Genomic DNA, 18,260 nt, shown 5'->3' with positions numbered 1-18,260 from the left:
CAAACCCCAGATCTAGTGGTTGGATTGTCGCAGCCACCCAGAAGTTGTGGTCCCCCCGCTTCCGGGGGTGAGGCCATCGCCTATGCTGGGGGTGCTTCGAAGGGCTCGTTTCCGGGCCCCGCCGAGGCTATTCAGTCGCGCTGTGAAGGAGGGTAGGGAACCATGCACTGTCCCTTCTGCAGGCACCCCGACAGCCGTGTCGTCGACAGTCGCACCACCGACGACGGGACGTCGATCCGCCGCCGCCGTCAGTGCCCCGACTGCTCCCGCCGTTTCACCACGGTGGAGACCGCCTCACTGATGGTGATCAAGCGCAGCGGCGTGACCGAACCCTTCAGCCGTACCAAGGTCATCTCCGGCGTGCGCAAGGCGTGCCAGGGACGGCCGGTCACCGAGGACGCCCTCGCGCAGCTCGGCCAGCGGGTCGAGGAAGCGGTACGCGCCACCGGGAGCGCCGAGCTGACCACCCACGATGTGGGGCTGGCCATACTCGGCCCACTGCAGGAGCTCGACCTCGTCGCGTACCTGCGCTTCGCATCCGTGTACCGGGCGTTCAACTCGCTCGAAGACTTCGAGGCCGCCATCGCGGAACTGCGCGAGCGGCCCCCTTCAGAGGAAACCGGCGTCGACGGGGCCGGTCACGTCCCCGTGCCCGCCACCGCCGCGGACTGACCGGCCGGCCCGATCCTGGCCGCTCCGCGGTGGCAAAGACCTGTCACGGGTGCCCTGTGCGCACCCGAGGCATCAGACACACACGCCGTGCCACGGGAAGAACATGGCACTTCAGCGCGTTTTTGTACGTATATGGGAGGCGGCATGACAGAGACGGCGAGCGGCTCGGCACGAGGTTCCCGGGCCAAGGGGACCAAGGGCGGCAAGGGTCTGCGTATCGAGCGCATTCATACGAGCCCCGGCGTGCACCCGTACGACGAGGTGGTCTGGGAGCGCCGTGACGTCGTCATGACCAATTGGCGCGACGGCTCGGTCAATTTCGAGCAGCGTGGCGTCGAGTTCCCCGACTTCTGGTCTCTGAACGCGGTCAACATCGTCACCAGCAAGTACTTCCGCGGGGCCGTCGGCACCCCGCAGCGCGAGACCGGTCTCAAGCAGCTCATCGACCGGATCGTGAAGACGTACCGCAAGGCCGGTGAGGAGTACCAGTACTTCGCCTCGCCCGCGGACGCCGAGATCTTCGAGCACGAGCTGGCGTACGCCCTCCTGCACCAGGTCTTCAGCTTCAACTCGCCGGTGTGGTTCAACGTCGGCACGCCCCAGCCGCAGCAGGTCTCGGCCTGCTTCATCCTCTCCGTCGACGACTCCATGGACTCGATCCTCGACTGGTACAAGGAAGAGGGGATGATCTTCAAGGGAGGCTCGGGCGCCGGTCTGAACCTCTCCCGGATCCGTTCCTCCAAGGAACTCCTCTCCTCCGGGGGCAATGCCTCGGGCCCGGTCTCCTTCATGCGCGGTGCCGATGCCTCCGCCGGAACGATCAAGTCCGGTGGCGCCACCCGCCGCGCGGCGAAGATGGTCATCCTCGATGTCGACCACCCCGACATCGAGGACTTCATCCAGACCAAGGTCAAGGAGGAGGAGAAGATCCGCGCCCTGCGTGACGCGGGCTTCGACATGGACCTGGGCGGCGACGACATCACGTCCGTCCAGTACCAGAACGCCAACAACTCGGTCCGAGTGAACGACGAGTTCATGAAGGCCGTCGAGGCGGGCGGCAAGTTCGGTCTGCGCGCCCGGATGACCGGCGAGGTCATCGAAGAGGTCGAGGCGAAGTCCCTCTTCCGCAAGATGGCGGAGGCGGCGTGGGCCTGTGCCGACCCGGGCATCCAGTACGACGACACCATCAACCGCTGGCACACCTGCCCCGAGTCCGGCCGGATCAACGGCTCGAACCCGTGCAGTGAGTACATGCACCTGGACAACACCTCGTGCAACCTGGCCTCGCTGAATCTGATGAAGTTCCTCAAGGACGACGGCAAGGGCAACCAGTCCTTCGAGTCCGAGCGCTTCGCCAAGGTCGTCGAGCTGGTCATCACCGCGATGGACATCTCCATCTGCTTCGCGGACTTCCCGACGCAGAAGATCGGTGAGAACACCCGCGCCTTCCGTCAGCTCGGCATCGGTTACGCCAACCTCGGCGCCCTGCTGATGGCGACGGGTCACGCGTACGACTCCGACGGCGGTCGTTCGCTCGCCGGGGCCATCACCTCGCTGATGACCGGCACCTCGTACCGCCGCTCCGCGGAGCTGGCCGCGGTCGTCGGCCCGTACGACGGCTACGCCCGCAACGCCGCGCCGCACAAGCGCGTCATGAAGCAGCACTCCGACGCCAACGCCACCGCGCCCCGGGTCGACGACCTGGACACCCCGGTCTGGGCCGCGGCCACGGAGGCCTGGCAGGACGTTCTCCGGCTGGGTGAGAAGAACGGCTTCCGCAACGCGCAGGCCTCGGTCATCGCGCCCACCGGCACCATCGGTCTCGCGATGTCCTGCGACACCACCGGTCTGGAGCCCGACCTCGCGCTGGTCAAGTTCAAGAAGCTGGTCGGCGGCGGCTCGATGCAGATCGTCAACGGCACCGTCCCGCAGGCCCTGCGCCGGCTGGGCTACCAGGAGGAGCAGATCGAGGCGATCGTCGCCCACATCGCCGAGCACGGCAATGTGATCAACGCGCCGAGCCTGAAGACCGAGCACTACGAGGTCTTCGACTGCGCGATGGGCGAGCGCTCCATCTCCGCCATGGGCCATGTCCGCATGATGGCGGCGATCCAGCCGTGGATCAGCGGCGCGCTGTCGAAGACGGTGAACCTGCCGGAGACCGCCACCGTCGAGGACGTCGAAGAGGTCTACTTCGAGGCGTGGAAGATGGGCGTCAAGGCGCTCGCCATCTACCGCGACAACTGCAAGGTCGGTCAGCCGCTCTCCGCGAAGAAGAAGGACGAGAAGGTCGCGGAGAAGGTCGCGGATCAGGCCGAGGAGACCATCCGCCAGGCGGTGGAGAAGGTCATTGAGTACCGCCCGGTCCGTAAGCGTCTCCCGAAGGGCCGTCCCGGTCTGACCACCTCCTTCACGGTGGGCGGCGCCGAGGGCTATATGACCGCCAACTCCTACCCCGACGACGGTCTCGGCGAGGTCTTCCTCAAGATGTCCAAGCAGGGCTCGACCCTCGCCGGCATGATGGACGCCTTCTCGATCGCGGTCTCGGTCGGTCTTCAGTACGGCGTCCCGCTGGAGACGTACGTATCGAAGTTCACCAACATGCGCTTCGAGCCGGCCGGTATGACGGACGACCCGGACGTACGGATGGCGCAGTCGATCGTCGACTACATCTTCCGCCGTCTCGCGCTGGACTTCCTTCCGTTCGAGACCCGCTCGGCCCTCGGCATCCACTCCGCCGAGGAGCGCCAGCGCCACCTGGACACCGGTTCGTACGAGCCGTCGATGGACGATGACGGTATCGACATCGAGAGCCTGGTCCAGTCGGCCCCGCGCCGGCAAGAGACGCTGAAGGCGGTGACCCCGACCCCCGCCGCGCCGGCGGCGGCCGTGGTACCGGCGCCCAAGGAGGCGCACACCTCGGCCGAACTGGTGGAGATGCAGCTCGGCATCAGCGCCGACGCACCGCTCTGCTTCTCCTGCGGTACGAAGATGCAGCGGGCCGGGTCGTGCTACATCTGCGAGGGATGCGGCTCCACCAGCGGTTGCAGCTGAGGCCTGGCGCGTAGCGCGATAACCCCCCGACCTGACACCCCCCGAGGGGCGGCGGCCCGAGTGGCCGCCGCCCCTCGGTCCTGTCCGGTCGGCCGTAGGCCGAACGCAGCCCTCGGGGCATGGATCAGACGCTACCCATGCCGTCGGTCAGGCGCCGCCCATCAGGCGCCGTCCGTCAGGCGCCGCCCATCAGGCCGCCGAAGGACTGGAGGTCGGTGTCGAATCCGCGGACCGCCGATTCGAAGTGCCAGGCACCCGAGGAGTCCCGGGTGAACTCCGCGAACGTCGCGGCCGTGGAACCCGCCACCCCGGCGAAGCCATGGGACGCCAGCTCCGTGTATCCCTCGCGGACGCGGGCCGAGGCATTGACTATGTCCCCGAACGTCCGCCGCCCGTCGCGCTGCTGAATGACCACGCCCACCACCACGCGGGTGAAGGACGGTGCCAGCCGCACCAGCTCCAGCGTCATCTCCTCGTCGGAGCCAAAGCCCTGGCCCGTCCGGCTCTGCCGGCTCAGCGTGATCGTGCCGTCCGGTGAACGGCTGTCGAAGTGCACGAGATAGGCGGGGGCGCCGCTCGGGGTGCCGGACGTGTACGTCGCGGCGACCAGGTCGAGATCGTGTGGAGGCGCGCCCAGCGGACTGGGGTCCCATTTGAGCGTGACCTCGATCTTCTCCACCCCTCTGTTGAGGCTGCTCACCAGTCTTCCCCCTCTTCCGAACCCGGGCCGGATCTCCGAGCCTTGGACCCAAGGCTAGTCCCGGGCACCGACAATCCGCCTCGCGATCAGTCCAGTTGACGCCACGTTGGCCGATACTCGTCTCGTTCGCCGTCCGTTGCGCGTCTCTTTCACGTCTCACCCACGTCCACGACAGGCGTGACCGATGCCACGTTCCGCGCCGTACGATGGCGCGGTGCTGGTCAAGTGGATTCGCTGCACCGTGACCGACCGTCGAGGTTTCGAGCGCGGGCAGCGGAAATGGGCGGGGTTGCTCGGTGAGCCGGGGTTCAGGGGACAAAGCGGAGGATGGAGCAGAGCGAGGCCGGGCGTCGCGCACGTCTTCTCGTTCTGGGAGAGCCGCGCGTTCTACGACTCGTTCATGGCGCGCTCACATGACCGGCTCGCCGCCGCACAGGTGGGGACCCACCGTGACATCCAGGTCAAACTCTTCGACCACCGCTTCGACGTGAAAACCGGTTTCGAGCCGCGTTTCACCGACGCCGATGTGGTGCGGGTCGCGCACTGCAAGGTGCACGAGGACCGGGTCGAGCATTTCGCGCTGATGCAGGAGAAGGTCTGGAACCCCGCGATGGCGGGGTCGCCCGGGATGGTGCGGGGGCTGTTCGGGGAGGCGCCCGGCCAGGAGTTCATCGTGCTGTCCATGTGGCAGTCGGCGGCCGAGCACGGAAAGTACCGGGTCGAACGCGTGGAGCGGCTGACGCTGCGCGCGCAGACGGCCGCGGATGTGGCGGCGCTGGCGGGAGATGTCGTCGACCTCGAATCGACGTGGACGGTCTGAGACGGTCTGACCCTGGCCGGCCCCGCATGGCCTCCGCAGCCCGGCACGGCCTGTCGGGAGGGTCACCCGGAGGGGCACCGGGAGGGGCACTAGGGTCTTGGCATGGCACGACCACGGCGCATCGTCCTCGTCCGGCACGGCGAGTCGGTGGGCAACGATGACGACACGGTGTACGAACGCGAGCCCGACCATGCCCTGAAGCTCACCGAGAAGGGGCGGCGGCAGGCCCTGGAGACCGGCGTTCGGCTGCGTGAGCTGTTCGGCCGGGAGCCGGTCAGCGTCTTCGTCTCGCCCTATCGCCGCACTCACGAGACGTTCGCGGCGTTCGGCCTCGACCCGGAGCTGGTGCGGATACGGGAGGAGCCCCGGCTGCGTGAGCAGGACTGGGGGAACTGGCAGGACCGCGAGGACGTACGGCAGCAGAAGGCCTACCGGGACGCGTACGGGCACTTCTTCTACCGGTTCGCACAGGGCGAGTCGGGCGCCGATGTCTACGATCGGGTCGGCGCGTTCCTGGAGTCCCTGCACCGGAGCTTCGAGACGCCCGACTCGCCGGAGAATGTCCTGCTGGTCACCCATGGGCTGACCATGCGGTTGTTCTGTATGCGGTGGTTCCACTGGTCGGTGGCGGAGTTCGAATCCCTGTCGAACCCGGGCAACGGGGAGACCAGAACACTGCTGCTCGGTGCGGACGGCAGGTACACGCTGGACCGGCCGTTCGAGCGCTGGCGCACTCCTGAGCCCTACGGGCGAACTGGATAGAATGACCATGCGATGACCGCTGATTCCGTACCCTCTGATTCCACACCCTCTGAGTCCACACCTTCTGCTTCCACACCCGCTGAACCCGCGCCCACTGGAGCCCAAGCCAACGGATCCACCCCCGGCCGGTCCACCGATCCGCGCTACGCACGGGCCCTGGCGAGTCTGCGCGGACTGGCCGTGGGAGACGCTCTGGGCTCCCAGTTCTTCGTCCCCTCGAACTATCCACTGCTGAAACGGCGCGAGCTGCCGCCGGGGCTCTGGCAGTGGACCGACGACACCGAGATGGCCGCGTCGGTACTGGCCGTACTGGCCGCGCATCACCGTATCGACCAGGACGCACTGGCCCGGTCCTTCGCCGAGCACCATGACTTCGACCGCGGCTACGGCCCGGCCGTGAACCGCATGCTCCGGTTGATCCGGGAGGGCGGCGACTGGCGTGAACTGGCCGCAGCGCTGTTCAACGGGCAGGGCTCGTGGGGCAATGGGGCCGCCATGCGGATCGCGCCGCTCGGTGCCTGGTACGCGGGCGATCCGGAGCAGGCCACGCATCAGGCCGAGATCTCCGCGTACACCACACACCAGCATCGCGAGGCCGTGGTGGGCGCCATGGCGGTGGCGGCGGCAGCGGCTCTCGCCGCCGATCCTTCGGGACCGCCGGCGCCGGCGGCGCTGCTCGACGGAGTGGTGGCGCTGGTGCCGCGCAGCGCGGTCGGGGCGGGGCTGCGCCGGGCGCGGGACATGCTGGATTACGACGACGCGGGCACAGTGGCCGCGGTTCTCGGCTGCGGGCGGCGGACCAGCGCGCACGACACGGTCCCGTTCGCCCTCTGGTCGGCGGCGCGGGCTCTCGGTGATTTCGAAGCGGGGTTCTGGACCACGGCCCAGGTGGGCGGCGATGTGGACACGACGTGTGCCATCGCGGGGGGAGTGATCTCCGCGGCGAGTACCGGGTCGCCACCGGCGCGTTGGCTGGAGCGGACGGAAGCGCTGCCGGGCTGGCTGTCGTCGCCGTCGCCGTCGCCGCCGTAGTCGTCACGGCTGTAGTCGTCACGACTGTGGTTGTCATGGCTGTGGTTGTCACGGTCCTGCCACACCTGCCCCCGGAAACGGGGAGGGGCGGGAGCGCGCGGTTACTCTGTCCGCCACGCCGCCCCGGTGATCTTCGAGGGGCGTGCGCCGACGAGACGCCGGGCCGTACGCGCCGCTCCACTGCCGCGAGGGACCCGGCCGGGAGGGGGTCCCGTGACAGATTCGGGCAAAACGCAGAGATCCGACGGAGAACAGGGGCAGGGGCAGGAGCGAGAGCGGGCCGGCAGCCAGGGACGGGGCGACAGCCAAGGGCGGGTCGACGCGCGGGGTCCGGGAGACCCCGCCCGTCGGTCCTCCGCAGGACCCGTACTCACCAAGCAACGTCAGGGCGCACCGGCCCCGCCCGACTGGCAGCAGTGGCAGCCGCAGCGTAGCGAGCCACCCCGCTGGCTCACCGAGATCCAGCCGCGCACCGCTGCCCCGATCCGTGTCGCCACGCTCTGGTCGGTCCTGGCGTCCGCCCTGCTCAGCGCCCTGCTGCTGGGTGACGGACTCGGCCTGAATCTGCTGATCGTGGCGGTGCCCGCGGCGCTCGCCGCCTACTTCGCGGCGGAGACCGCCGGTCGTCGGCCGCGCGTCTGGACACTGGCCTGGGCTTTCGGCGGCATCGCGCTGCTCGCCGTCCCCGTGCTGCGGGACGCCGGGCTGCCGACCTTCCTCGCGATCGTCTCCGCGCTGGCGCTCGGCTCGCTCGCCCTGCATGGCTGCCGTACCTGGCCGGGGGTCGTGTTCGGCCCGCTGGGCCTGCTCGGTTCCCTCGGACCCGGCACGCTCTGGGGGTGGCGCGGCCTGCGGGCACGCGCCGGAGGGGCGCGCGGACGCGTGATGCCGGTCGTCCGCGCCGTGGCGGTCGCGGCCGTACTGCTGATCGTGTTCGGCACCCTCTTCGCGAACGCCGACGCGGCGTTCGCCGATCTGCTCGGCCAGTTGAGCCCCGACGTCTCGGTCGGCGACGGGCCCTGGCGATTCGTGCTGTTCGCGATCGGGCTCGTCGGCGCGCTCGGCGCCGCCCACACCGCTGCCGCGCCGCTGCGCTGGGACCGGATCACCGTAACCCCCGGGCGGGCTCGTGGCCGGATGGAATGGGCGCTTCCGCTCATCGTGCTCAATCTGCTCTTCGCGGCCTTCATCGCCATCCAGCTCGCCGTGCTCTTCGGCGGATACGACAAGGTCCTGCGGGAGACCGGTCTGACCTACGCGGAGTACGCGCGCCAAGGCTTCTGGCAGTTGCTCTGGGCCACCCTGCTCGTCCTCCTGGTGATCGGGCTCGCCCGCCGATGGGCCCCGCGTGACGGAGCCGGTGACGCCACCCTGGTCCGGGCCGTGCTCGGCGTCCTGTGTGTGCTGACCCTCGTGGTGGTCGCCGCGGCGCTGCGCCGGATGGATCTGTATGTCGACGCCTACGGGCTCACCCGGCTGCGTGTCTCGGTGGCGGCCATGGAGCTGTGGCTCGGTGTGGTGATCGTCCTGATCCTGGTGGCCGGGGCTGTCGGCGGACGGTGGCTGCCGCGCGCCGTCGCCGCGAGTGCGGGTGCCGCCGTGCTGGCCTACGGTCTGATCTCGCCGGACGCGCTCGTCGCGGAGCGGAACGTGCAGCGGTACGAGCGTTCGCACAAGATCGACATCCAGTACTTCCAGGAACTCTCGGCCGATGCCGCGCCTGCGCTGGACCGGCTGCCCGAGCCGCTGCGTTCGTGTGCCCTGGCGGGTATCGCCCGGAATCTGGGGGACGCGTCGGAGCCCTGGTACGCGACGAGCTGGTCGGAGCGCAGGGCTCGCGAGATCGTGGCGACGCTGGGGGTCGACGCGTCCTCCACCTGCTATGGGCTGGGGCGCCAACTCGACAGGCCCTGAACGTCCGTGGGTACGGGACGCCCCCTGCGAACGTCCCGTACCCGGCGACCTGTACCGGGCGTCCTTTATCCGGCTGGATTTCCCGTACCCGGCGTCCCGATGCAACGGGCGGACACCACGGCCGGTACCCGGTCTGTCGCGCGGCGTCCGCGCGGCGTAACCTTGCTGGTGCCATGCCGTACGAACCACCCACGCACACCGTTGAGCGCTCGCTGCGCGCCACCACCGAAGCCAGGATCATCGCCGGCGTCGACGAGGTCGGGCGCGGAGCGTGGGCCGGTCCGGTCACGGTATGCGCGGCTGTCACGGGGTTGCGCAGACCTCCGGCCGGTCTCACCGACTCCAAGCTGATCACCCCCAAGCGCCGTACGGAGCTGGCCGATGAGCTGAAGGGTTGGGTCACCTCGCACGCGCTGGGGCACGCCTCCCCGGAGGAGATCGACGCCCTCGGAATGACCGCGGCGCTCAGGCTCGCCGCCGTACGCGCCCTGGAAGCGCTGCCGGTACGGCCCGACGCGGTGATCCTCGATGGCAAGCACGACTACCTCGGAGGAACCTGGCTGGTGCGTACGGTCATCAAGGGCGACCAGTCCTGTGTCTCGGTGGCTGCCGCCTCGGTACTCGCCAAGGTGCGCAGGGACGCCATCATGGCCGAACTCGGCGCGTCGGCCGAGGAGTACGTTCCCTACGCGTTCGGCGCCAACGCGGGCTACCCCTCACCGGTGCACAAGGCGGCACTGAAGGAGTGGGGGCCCACACCGCACCACCGGCTCTCGTGGGCGTATCTTGACGCGCTGCCCCAGTGGCGGCATCTCAAGAAGGCCCGGGTCTCCGTGGAGGCCGCGGCTATGGAAAGCGGGGGCCAGCTCGGCTTCGACTTCTGAACTGCCGATTTCTGGAAGGTCCCACTTCCGGAACTTCCGGTGAACCTTGGGTCTGTGTGGCTCGCGCCCGCAGACATGGGTACAAATATCCCCACCTGCCGATGCTTTTCGCACCGGTGTTTGATAGACATCCAGTCATGCCTCTCATCCCTCAGGAGCCTCAGATTCACGAGAGAGCCCAGGGTGCCAGCGCAACTCCGGCCAACGGCCGTACGGCGCCGACCCCTCGTCCTGTACCCGGTCCGCGTCCCGTCCCCGGGCCGCGCTCCGCGGCGACGCCGCGGCCCGGACGTCCGGGCCCCGGCCCCGCGAGGCCCGCGCCGCCGGCGCAGCGCTCGCACAACTCCGCCGGGCAGCCCCAGGCTTCCGGCGCCACCACTCCTTCCGTCCCCCAGATCCAGCTGATTCCGGCTCCGGTCCGCGGTGCGCTCGATGCCGCCGAAGAGGCGGTCGATCTGCTGCTCGACTCGGGGCGGGCGCCGGGCGACATCCTGGTGCTCACCACCGGGGAACAGCACCCGTGGGCCACCCACGAGCTGTCGTTCGGCGAAGCCGCCTACTGGGCTCAGCACGACGCCCGCGAGGACGTCTTCTTCGCGGACGGCGGCGCGGCGGCCCGTGCTCAGTCGCGGCCTGTCGTGGTCGTCGCCGTCAACGGGGGCGGTGACGACGCCGTCGCTCGGGTGCTTCCCCTGGCCAGGGAGCGAGCCGCCGCGCTGCTCGTGGTGTGCGGTGACTCGAAGCGGATCAACACCGTGCTCGGCGCGGGCGTCTGAGCCGTACGACCACCGGTCCGGCCTGACCCGGCTGCCCGTTCGGGGGGCGGCCGGGCCGCTGTGACGTGCCGGGCGAGCGGCGGCCGCCCGGCTGCTCAACGGGCAGCCGTGCGGTGCAGTGCCTCCATCGCCCCGCCGCCTCCGTGTATGGGCGGCGCTTCCGGATCGGTCAGTGTCTCGGCCAGAGCGGTGGGTGGGGACTCGGAGTTGGGCCGTCGGCCACCGCGGTCCTCGCCCAGCACCTGCCAGCCGCCGCGGGTCAGCGTGATGTACGCGCCGCAGCGCAGTCCATGGAGGGTGCAGGCGTCCCGCAACCCCCACATCCAGGCCCCGTCCTCCTCCGTCCACCGTTCGTCGCCCTCACGGCAGTAGAGCAGGACGGCGGTGCGCACCGGCGTACGACGGCGCAGGTCGTGCGGGATGACGCGGCGCAGATGCGCCAACAGCGCGTTACGGAACTCCCAGCCGTCGACCGGCGCCGCTCGCGGTGCGAACGAGGCGCTGGCGGCGAGCCGTTCCTCGTGATCCAGTACGGCCACGACGGCGGTCGACGGGGTCGGCCGGTGCCTGCTGTGCAGACCGCTGACCACCTCACGGGGGTTGCGCAGCAGCGGTATACCGGCTTCCGCCCATTCGGCGGGTTGGAGCATTCTGGCGAGGCGGCTGGCGGAGTCGGCGGGTGTACTGACCGAAGTGGCTGCGGACGGAGCGAATCCGAAGGTCACGTTCCTCCCTTCGCATACGCGCCCACAGTGCGGGCTGGGTCGGACGGGGGCGACGCCGCGGCACGGCCTTTATGGGCCGGGTGGGGCCGTGCGGGGACGGTTCCAATTCTCGCTGGCGTATCGGCGTGCGGCAACGAGCAATTGACGCCGTCGTCCGCAATGCGGGTATATGCCTGCCATATCCCCGCCTGAACTCGCCACTGGTACAGCTCCATGTCACGTCTGAACGGCCAGGACCAGCGGAAACACCCCTTCAGCACCGGCTCTGCGCAGCAGCCGCGCCGCCACCGCGAGCGTCCAGCCACTGTCCGAGAGGTCGTCGACGAGCAGCACCGGGCCGCCCGCGGAGACCAACGCCTCTGCCAGCTCGGCCGGCACGGTCAGCGTCTCGTGCAGCGCCCGAACGCGCTGCGCGCTGTTGGTGCGCGAGATCCGCGAGTCGCCCGCCCCGGGCGCGTACGCGACCGTACCGAGCAGCGGCATCCTGCCGACCTCCGAGATCCGGCTGCCGAGCGAACCCACGAGCCGGGGTCTGCTGTGCGAGGCCACGGTGACCACCCCGACCGGCCGGGGTGGCGCCTCGGGTTCGCCGGAGGCCCAACCACCGGGCCCCCTCGCCCAGTCGGCGAGCACACTCACCACGGCGGTCACCACATCGTCCGGTACGGGCCCGTCGTGTGCCTGTGCCGAGAGCATCGGCCGCAGCCGGTTGCCCCAGCCGATGTCCGACAGTCGTCCCAGCGCCCGGCCCGGGAAGTACTGCTCGCCCCGCGGGATACGGCCCTTGAGATCGACACCGACGGCGGTGAGCCCGGTCGGCCACATCTTCCTGGGTTCGACCTCCACGCCCGGCCTGCCCAGCTCGCCGCGCGCCGCGTCGAGTGCGGCGGCGGTCACCTTGTCCTCGAAGCGCGCCCCCGCGCAGTTGTCGCACCGCCCGCAGGGGACCGCCTCCCCATCGTCCAACTGGCGCCGCAGGAACTCCATCCGGCACGTGGTCGCCGACGCGTAGTCGCGCATCGCCCGCTGCTCGGCCTCCCGCTGGCGCGCCACCCAGGCGTACCGCTCGGTGTCGTACACCCATGGGCGGCCGGTGGAGGTCCAGCCGCCCTTCACCCGGTGCACCGCCCCGTCCACATCAAGGACCTTGAGCATCGTCTCCAGCCGCGTACGCCGCAGCTCGACCAGCGGCTCAAGGGCCGGCAGCGACAGCGGCCGGTCCGCCCGGCCCAGCACATCGAGCGTGCGCCTGACCAGCTCCTCGGGCGGAAAGGCGACCGAGGCGAAGTACTTCCAGATCGCCTCGTCCTCCCGGCCGGGCAGCAGCAGCACCTCGGCATGCTCCACCCCACGGCCCGCGCGCCCCACCTGCTGGTAGTAGGCGATGGGAGAGGAGGGCGAACCGAGATGCACCACGAATCCGAGGTCCGGCTTGTCGAACCCCATGCCCAGCGCGGATGTGGCGACCAGCGCCTTGACCCTGTTCGCCAGCAGATCGTCCTCGGCCTGCTGCCGGTCGGCGTTCTCCGTGCGGCCGGTGTACGAGGCGACCGTATGCCCGCACTGCCGCAGATATGCCGTGACCTCCTCGGCAGCGGCGACCGTCAGCGTGTAGATGATCCCGGAGCCGGGCAACTCGCCCAGATGGTCGGCGAGCCAGGCCAGCCGGTGCGCCGCGTCCGGCAGCTTGAGGACATGGAGGCTGAGACTCTCCCGGTCCAGCGGCCCGCGCAGCACCAGCGCGTCCGTCCCCGCCCCCGTCCCCAACTGCTCGGCCACATCCGCGCTCACCCGGGCGTTGGCCGTAGCGGTCGTGGCGAGGACCGGAACCCCCGCCGGCAGCTCGGCGAGCATCGTGCGCAATCGCCGGTAGTCGGGCCGGAAGTCATGGCCCCAGTCGGAGATGCAGTGTGCCTCGTCGACCACCAGCAGGCCCGTGGCCGCCGACAGCCGGGGCAGCACCTGGTCGCGGAAGTCCGGATTGTTCAGCCGCTCCGGACTGACCAGCAGGACATCGACATCGCCCGCGGCGACTTCGTCCTGAATCGTCTCCCACTCCTCCGCGTTGGACGAGTTGATCGTCCTGGCCCGGATACCGGCCCGCGCCGCCGCCTCCACCTGATTGCGCATCAGCGCGAGCAGCGGCGAGACGATCACGGTCGGGCCCGCGCCGAGCTCGCGCAGCAGGGAGGTCGCGACGAAATACACCGCCGACTTGCCCCAGCCCGTGCGCTGGACGACCAGCGCCCTGCGCTTGTCGGCGACGAGCGCCTCGATGGCCCGCCACTGGTCCTCGCGCAGCCGGGCGGTGCCGGTGGTGTCACCGACGAGGCGGGCGAGTACGGAGTCGGCCGAGGCCCGGAGAGTCGTCCGGTCTGCGTTGGTCATGCCCCCATGCAACCCGATGGCTCCGACAAACCGCGAATGCGCCGCCCAGCCTGTGGATAAAGTTATCCACAGGGGTCGCGGGATCCGGCCCGGCGCGGGACCGTCGAGCCATGAACACGCACCACGAACCGACCGCATCCGCCGACGAGCAGCAGATCACCCTGCGCAGTCCCGCGGAACTCGCCGACGCTCTCCCGTACTTGCTCGGATTCCACCCCACCGATTCCATTGTCATGGTCGCGCTCCAGGGCGAGCGGGGACGCTTCGGCGGACGGCTCAGGCTCGGCATCCCGCGCTCGCCGAAGGAATGGCCACCGGTGGCCGATCAGCTCGCCGAGTGCTTGATCGAGGGCAGCGAGCGGCGCGGCGGCCGGCCCGAGGGAATCGTCGTCTTCCTCTGCCAGGACCCGGTGGCGGGGGAGACGGGCCGACAGGTGATGGAGCGGCTGCGCCCCCTCGCACAGCGGCTGCGCACCGCGTGCGGAAGCCTCGACGTTCCCGTGCACGAGGCGCTCTGTATCTCCGACGGACGTTTCTGGTCCTACTGCTGCCCCGATGTCCGCTGCTGTCCGCCCGAGGGGACCGGGCTGGCCCTGCCCGGTACGTCGGTGATGGCCGCGGCCGCCGCGTACGCCGGAGTCCAGGTGCGGGGATCGCTGCGGGAGATGGAAGCCCGACTGGAGCCCTGGCGTACGCCGGCCGCCGAGCAACAGGAGCGGGCGCTGGACGACGCGGGCGCGGCGCTCGTGCCCCGAATCCTGGGCGGCGGAAGCCGGGAGCTGGTCGGCGAGGAGACACTGCGGCTGGCGCGGACTCTGATCGGACGGCTGAAAGACGCGCCGAGCGGGGGACCGGCCGCCACGGACGCCGAGGACGACCGGCTCATCACCCACGAGGAGGCGGCCACCGTCATCCTCGGACTCCAGGACAGGGAGACCCGCGACCGCGCCGCGGAGTGGATGGAGGGACCCGAGGCCGCGCCGGCGCTGCGGCTCTGGCGCGCGTTGTCCCGGCGCTGTGTCGGTCCGTACGCCGAGCACGCGACCGCCCCGCTGACCCTGGCCGGCTGGGTCGCCTGGTCCACCGGCGACGAGCCCGGCGCGCGGGTCGCCCTGGGACTCGCGTTGCGACTCGATTCCCAGTATGTCTTCGCGCGATTGCTCCACCAGGCGTGCAACGAAGGGCTGGACCCCGAGACGCTGCGCCGCTGTCTGCGTGAGGAGCGCGGTGCACGGGCGCTCGGGGGCGCGCACAAGACGAGCGGGCGGCCCAAGCTCCGTCCGGTGCGCAGGCCCGGCCCCAGCAAGAGCCTCCCGCCCAAGGGTCCCGCGTCCGGTGCGCGGGCCGCGCACCGGCGAAGTACAGGGCGCGGCGGCCGACGCGGGACCAGGAGCGGCCGATGAGAGCCGTGACCCGGTCACCCGGGCAGCCGTTCACCTCTGTGGCGAAGTCGTACGAGCCGCGTCGCCGTACACAGCGCGGCTCTCCCGAGCGCACAGAAGGCAGAGCAGACTCCCCATGGCCCTCACCGCCCTTCCCCCACACACCCCTGGCCGCTCGAACGGCGACCCGTCGCATGCCGCACAGTCCCGTGCCGCACCGGCCAGGACCGTACGGAGCGGGACTCTCCCGCACGGCGAACTGCCCGACGTACACCGCGCCCTCCTGTGCGTCGCCCTGCCCTGTCTCGCCGTCTCGGCCGAGCACGGCCAGCTCACCGGTCAAGGGCTGGAGGGCTTCTACCAGTCGGGCCGTCGGCTCCTCTCCCGCTGTCTGTTACGCGTCGCCGGACGGGAGCCTCTCCCTTTACAGGGCAGGCTGGTCGAGGCGGACCGGGCGCGGTTCGGCGCGGTGGTCCGTACCCCGGCGGACGCCGGACCCGATCCGGAGATCAGTGTCGAACGGCTGCGGGACGCCGACGGCACCGAACGCATCACACTGCACAGCTCGGCCGGCGGAGTCCGCCGGTTCCCGGTGGAGATCATTTTGGGGACGGATCTGGCGGAGCTGGCCGCGATCGCGGTCGGCCGCGGCGGCCCCGAACTCCCGGCGAGCGTCCACGCCGCGGGTCTGCGCTGGGCCGCGGCCGACCGCGGACATGCCGTCGTCTCCGCCGATCCGGCACCGCAGGACGCCTTGGCCTCTGCCGGACTGCTCCGCTGGGACATGGAGCTGGCACCCGGGACCTCCCGCACCATCGAGCTGCGGATCCGCGCCGACCGGGTGGCGCGGCCGACCGGCCGCACCGCCGGCAATCCCCTGCCGGAAGCGAGCGCCGAGGGTGACGACCCCCGGGTGCGCCCGCTGTTCGCCGCGAGCCTCGGTGATCTCAAGGCGCTTCTGCTGCGCGGGCCGGGCGGTTCCATGGATGTCCACCCCGCCGCGGGCGTGCCCTGGCGCTGTGGGCCACCGGCCGCGGAAGCGCTCTGGGCGGTACGGATGGCTCTCCCGCTCGGCACCCGGCTCGCCGTCGGCACGATGCGTACGCTCGCCCGGACCCAGTTCCGCGGCCCTGGACGCGAGTTCGGGCGTATCCCCGGCCCCCTGCGGGACGCCGGGCCTCATCTGCCGCCGAGCTGTACGGGAGTTGAGGCGACCCTCGCCTTTCCCGTGGTCCTCGCCGAAGCACGCCGTTGGGGGCTTCCCGAGGGTGACCTCGCCGAGCTGCTTCCCACGGCGGAGCGCTGTCTGCACTGGCTGCGCACCGCCCTCGGTGCCGACGGGCTGCTGGGGGAGCCGGGCCCCACCGGGCCCCGGCGCGTCGAGACCCAGGCCCACGCGCACCGGGCCGCGCTGCTCGGTGCGGATCTGCTGGAGTCCTGCGGTCGGCCGGGGGCCGACGGCTGGCGGGAGTGGGCGAGCGCGCTGCGGCTGCGATTCCGGCAGACGTTCTGGGCAGACGACTCCCACGGCGGGCGCCCGGCCGCGGCGCGGTGCGCCGACGGCCGACTGCTTCCCCATGCCAGCGCCAGCGCCGCCCATCTCCTGGACACGGGGCTGCTCGGCGGCGGGAAGCAGGCACCGGGGCTGCTGGACGCGTCGGAGACCGAGCGGCTGGTCGCCATGGTCGCAGGAGCGGACCTCGACTCGGGGTGGGGGCTGCGCGGCCTTGGCGCCAAGGAGCCCGGACACAACCCCTTCGGCCACCGCGCCGGGGCGGTACGGGTCCATGAGACGGCCGTCGCGATCGGGGGCCTGATCGCGGCCGGATACGACGAGGAGGCAGGGTCCCTGCTCGGGGGCCTGCTGGACGCGGCGGAGGCGTTCGGTCACCGGCTGCCCGAGATGTACGCGGGGGAGCGGCGCACCGCGGGCGGTGCTCCCGTACCGCACCCCGCGGCGTGCCGTCCGGCGGCCGTGGCCGCGGCCGCCGGGATCCATCTGCTCACCGCGCTCGCCGGCATCCGCCCGGACGCGCCCGCCGGTAGCGTCGCGCTGCGCCCGGTCCGCGGCGCCCCGCTCGGGGCGGTACAGCTCACCGGGCTGCGGGTGGCGGGGGAGCCCTTCTCCTTACGGATCAGCGCGCTCGGGCTCGGCATGGTCGAGGAGGCGGCCCCCGGCCTTCAACTGGGGGTCTGAGCCTTGGTGGGCGGGCCGGCGGGCGGGCCGGGCCGGCTGGGAACGCGGAGATCGTGAAGATGGCGAAGAAGTAGGGAGCGCGCACGACGGAAGGAGTGTTTATCGTCAGGAAGACGACTAAGATCGCGGCATGTCGCCCTACGACCCGTCGGCCTTCCCCGCGTTCGCTGTCACCGTCGACCTGGTCGTGCTCACCGTGCGCCGTCACGCGCTCTGCGCGCTGGTGGTGCGGCGCGGAGAGCCACCGTTCCAGGGCCGGTGGGCGCTGCCCGGCGGTTTCGTCCGGGCCGATGAGGACCTCGCCGGCGCAGCCGCGCGTGAACTCACCGAGGAGACGGGCCTCTGCGCGCACGACCCGGTCTCCCCGGCGCCCGGCAACGCGGCCCATCTCGAACAGCTCGCCACCTACGGGGATCCCGGGCGCGATCCCCGGATGCGGGTCGTCAGCGTGGCCCATCTGGCGCTCTCGCCCGACCTTCCCGCGCCCCGTGCCGGAGGTGACGCCAACAGCGCCCGCTGGGCCCCGGTGGACGCGCTGCTCAACCAGGAGGGCGGTTTCGCCCGCGAGGACGAACAGCCCGCCCAACTCGCCTTCGACCATGCCCGGATCCTCGCGGACGGGGTGGAGCGGGCCCGCTCCAAGATCGAGTATTCCTCGCTCGCCACCGCGTTCTGCCCGTCCGAGTTCACCGTCGGGGAGCTGCGCCGGGTGTACGAGGCGGTGTGGGGCGTTGCGCTCGATCCACGCAACTTCCACCGGAAGGTGACGGGCACCCCGGGATTCCTCGTCCCGTCGGGCGGCACCACGACCCGGCAGGGAGGCAGGCCCGCCCAGTTGTTCCGGGCCGGTGGGGCGACCGTACTCAACCCGCCGATGCTGCGCCCCGAGGTCTGACGGGGGCCACGTGCCGGACGTCTGACACCCGGGGGCGCCACCCTGCGCCGCAAGTCGGA

14 protein-coding genes are annotated in these 18,260 nt (G+C 70.9%); 11 read left to right on the top strand and 3 right to left on the bottom strand.

Features of this window, described 5'->3' with window-relative positions; translation table 11 throughout:
• The first annotated feature begins 162 nt into the window (after nt 1-162).
• Nucleotides 163-672: a transcriptional regulator NrdR gene (gene nrdR / locus ABTZ59_RS05160; protein ID WP_351390795.1), complete on the top strand. Its 510-nt coding sequence runs from the start codon at nt 163-165 to the stop codon at nt 670-672.
• A 144-nt stretch (nt 673-816) separates the two neighbouring features.
• Nucleotides 817-3,726 carry a vitamin B12-dependent ribonucleotide reductase gene (locus ABTZ59_RS05155; RefSeq protein WP_351390791.1) on the top strand — a complete coding sequence of 970 codons (2,910 nt, stop codon included), beginning with the start codon at nt 817-819 and terminating at the stop codon, nt 3,724-3,726.
• 175 nt (nt 3,727-3,901) lie between these two features.
• Here the strand turns inward: ABTZ59_RS05155 and ABTZ59_RS05150 are convergent, their stop codons facing one another.
• Nucleotides 3,902-4,426, bottom strand: a complete 525-nt coding sequence (locus tag ABTZ59_RS05150; protein WP_351390788.1) for a TerD family protein — start codon at nt 4,424-4,426, stop codon at nt 3,902-3,904.
• A gap of 214 nt (nt 4,427-4,640) precedes the next feature.
• Here ABTZ59_RS05150 and ABTZ59_RS05145 point away from each other — a divergent pair, with 214 nt between their 5' ends.
• The 6 genes from ABTZ59_RS05145 to ABTZ59_RS05120 all read left to right on the top strand — a co-directional run bounded on the left by ABTZ59_RS05145 (nt 4,641) and on the right by ABTZ59_RS05120 (nt 10,614).
• Complete coding sequence (locus ABTZ59_RS05145) at nt 4,641-5,246, top strand: YdbC family protein (protein ID WP_351390975.1); 606 nt, start codon at nt 4,641-4,643, stop codon at nt 5,244-5,246.
• Nucleotides 5,247-5,348: 102 nt separating this feature from the next.
• Nucleotides 5,349-6,008 carry a histidine phosphatase family protein gene (locus tag ABTZ59_RS05140; protein ID WP_351390785.1) on the top strand — a complete coding sequence of 220 codons (660 nt, stop codon included), beginning with the start codon at nt 5,349-5,351 and terminating at the stop codon, nt 6,006-6,008.
• A 12-nt stretch (nt 6,009-6,020) separates the two neighbouring features.
• A complete protein-coding gene (locus tag ABTZ59_RS05135) occupies nt 6,021-7,040 on the top strand; it encodes an ADP-ribosylglycohydrolase family protein (protein ID WP_503002085.1) in 1,020 nt (339 codons plus the stop codon).
• A 213-nt stretch (nt 7,041-7,253) separates the two neighbouring features.
• The gene (locus ABTZ59_RS05130) at nt 7,254-8,954 is read left to right on the top strand and encodes a DUF4153 domain-containing protein (RefSeq protein ID WP_351390780.1); all 1,701 of its coding nucleotides are present in this window, start codon (nt 7,254-7,256) and stop codon (nt 8,952-8,954) included.
• Nucleotides 8,955-9,127: 173 nt separating this feature from the next.
• Nucleotides 9,128-9,838: a ribonuclease HII gene (gene rnhB, locus ABTZ59_RS05125; RefSeq protein ID WP_351390776.1), complete on the top strand. Its 711-nt coding sequence runs from the start codon at nt 9,128-9,130 to the stop codon at nt 9,836-9,838.
• A gap of 137 nt (nt 9,839-9,975) precedes the next feature.
• Nucleotides 9,976-10,614 carry a hypothetical protein gene (locus ABTZ59_RS05120; protein WP_351390773.1) on the top strand — a complete coding sequence of 213 codons (639 nt, stop codon included), beginning with the start codon at nt 9,976-9,978 and terminating at the stop codon, nt 10,612-10,614.
• Nucleotides 10,615-10,709: 95 nt separating this feature from the next.
• Here ABTZ59_RS05120 and ABTZ59_RS05115 read toward each other — a convergent pair whose 3' ends face one another.
• Nucleotides 10,710-11,339: a hypothetical protein gene (locus ABTZ59_RS05115; RefSeq protein ID WP_351390771.1), complete on the bottom strand. Its 630-nt coding sequence runs from the start codon at nt 11,337-11,339 to the stop codon at nt 10,710-10,712.
• Nucleotides 11,340-11,555: 216 nt separating this feature from the next.
• The gene (locus ABTZ59_RS05110; RefSeq protein WP_351390768.1) at nt 11,556-13,727 is read right to left on the bottom strand and encodes a RecQ family ATP-dependent DNA helicase; all 2,172 of its coding nucleotides are present in this window, start codon (nt 13,725-13,727) and stop codon (nt 11,556-11,558) included.
• Nucleotides 13,728-13,837: 110 nt separating this feature from the next.
• On the opposite strand from ABTZ59_RS05110, the gene ABTZ59_RS05105 reads away from it, so the two are divergent.
• The 3 genes from ABTZ59_RS05105 (at nt 13,838) to ABTZ59_RS05095 (ending at nt 18,201) form a co-directional block, all read left to right on the top strand.
• Complete coding sequence (locus tag ABTZ59_RS05105) at nt 13,838-15,130, top strand: DUF4192 domain-containing protein (RefSeq protein WP_351390765.1); 1,293 nt, start codon at nt 13,838-13,840, stop codon at nt 15,128-15,130.
• A gap of 115 nt (nt 15,131-15,245) precedes the next feature.
• Nucleotides 15,246-17,306 (top strand): glycogen debranching N-terminal domain-containing protein, encoded by a 2,061-nt coding sequence (locus ABTZ59_RS05100; RefSeq protein WP_351390762.1) that lies wholly within the window; start codon nt 15,246-15,248, stop codon nt 17,304-17,306.
• Nucleotides 17,307-17,436: 130 nt separating this feature from the next.
• On the top strand, nt 17,437-18,201 hold the full coding sequence (locus ABTZ59_RS05095; protein ID WP_249953052.1) for an NUDIX hydrolase: 765 nt from the start codon (nt 17,437-17,439) through the stop codon (nt 18,199-18,201).
• The last annotated feature ends 59 nt before the right edge of the window (nt 18,202-18,260 follow it).

Source organism: Streptomyces sp. NPDC094034 (assembly GCF_040303865.1).
Classification (GTDB): Bacteria; Actinomycetota; Actinomycetes; order Streptomycetales; family Streptomycetaceae; genus Streptomyces.
Note: the sequence above shows the minus strand (reverse complement) of the source record. Positions and strands in the feature narration are given on the sequence as shown.

Excerpts from the sequence above, each read along its gene's own strand:
- nrdR (WP_351390795.1), top strand. The coding sequence starts at position 163 with ATGCACTGTCCCTTCTGCAGGCACCCCGACAGCCGTGTCGTCGACAGT.
- ABTZ59_RS05155 (WP_351390791.1), top strand. The coding sequence starts at position 817 with ATGACAGAGACGGCGAGCGGCTCGGCACGAGGTTCCCGGGCCAAGGGG.
- ABTZ59_RS05140 (WP_351390785.1), top strand. The coding sequence starts at position 5,349 with ATGGCACGACCACGGCGCATCGTCCTCGTCCGGCACGGCGAGTCGGTG.
- ABTZ59_RS05135 (WP_503002085.1), top strand. The coding sequence starts at position 6,021 with ATGACCGCTGATTCCGTACCCTCTGATTCCACACCCTCTGAGTCCACA.
- rnhB (WP_351390776.1), top strand. The coding sequence starts at position 9,128 with ATGCCGTACGAACCACCCACGCACACCGTTGAGCGCTCGCTGCGCGCC.
- ABTZ59_RS05120 (WP_351390773.1), top strand. The coding sequence starts at position 9,976 with ATGCCTCTCATCCCTCAGGAGCCTCAGATTCACGAGAGAGCCCAGGGT.
- ABTZ59_RS05110 (WP_351390768.1), bottom strand. The coding sequence starts at position 13,727 with ATGACCAACGCAGACCGGACGACTCTCCGGGCCTCGGCCGACTCCGTA.
- ABTZ59_RS05105 (WP_351390765.1), top strand. The coding sequence starts at position 13,838 with ATGAACACGCACCACGAACCGACCGCATCCGCCGACGAGCAGCAGATC.
- ABTZ59_RS05100 (WP_351390762.1), top strand. The coding sequence starts at position 15,246 with ATGGCCCTCACCGCCCTTCCCCCACACACCCCTGGCCGCTCGAACGGC.
- ABTZ59_RS05095 (WP_249953052.1), top strand. The coding sequence starts at position 17,437 with ATGTCGCCCTACGACCCGTCGGCCTTCCCCGCGTTCGCTGTCACCGTC.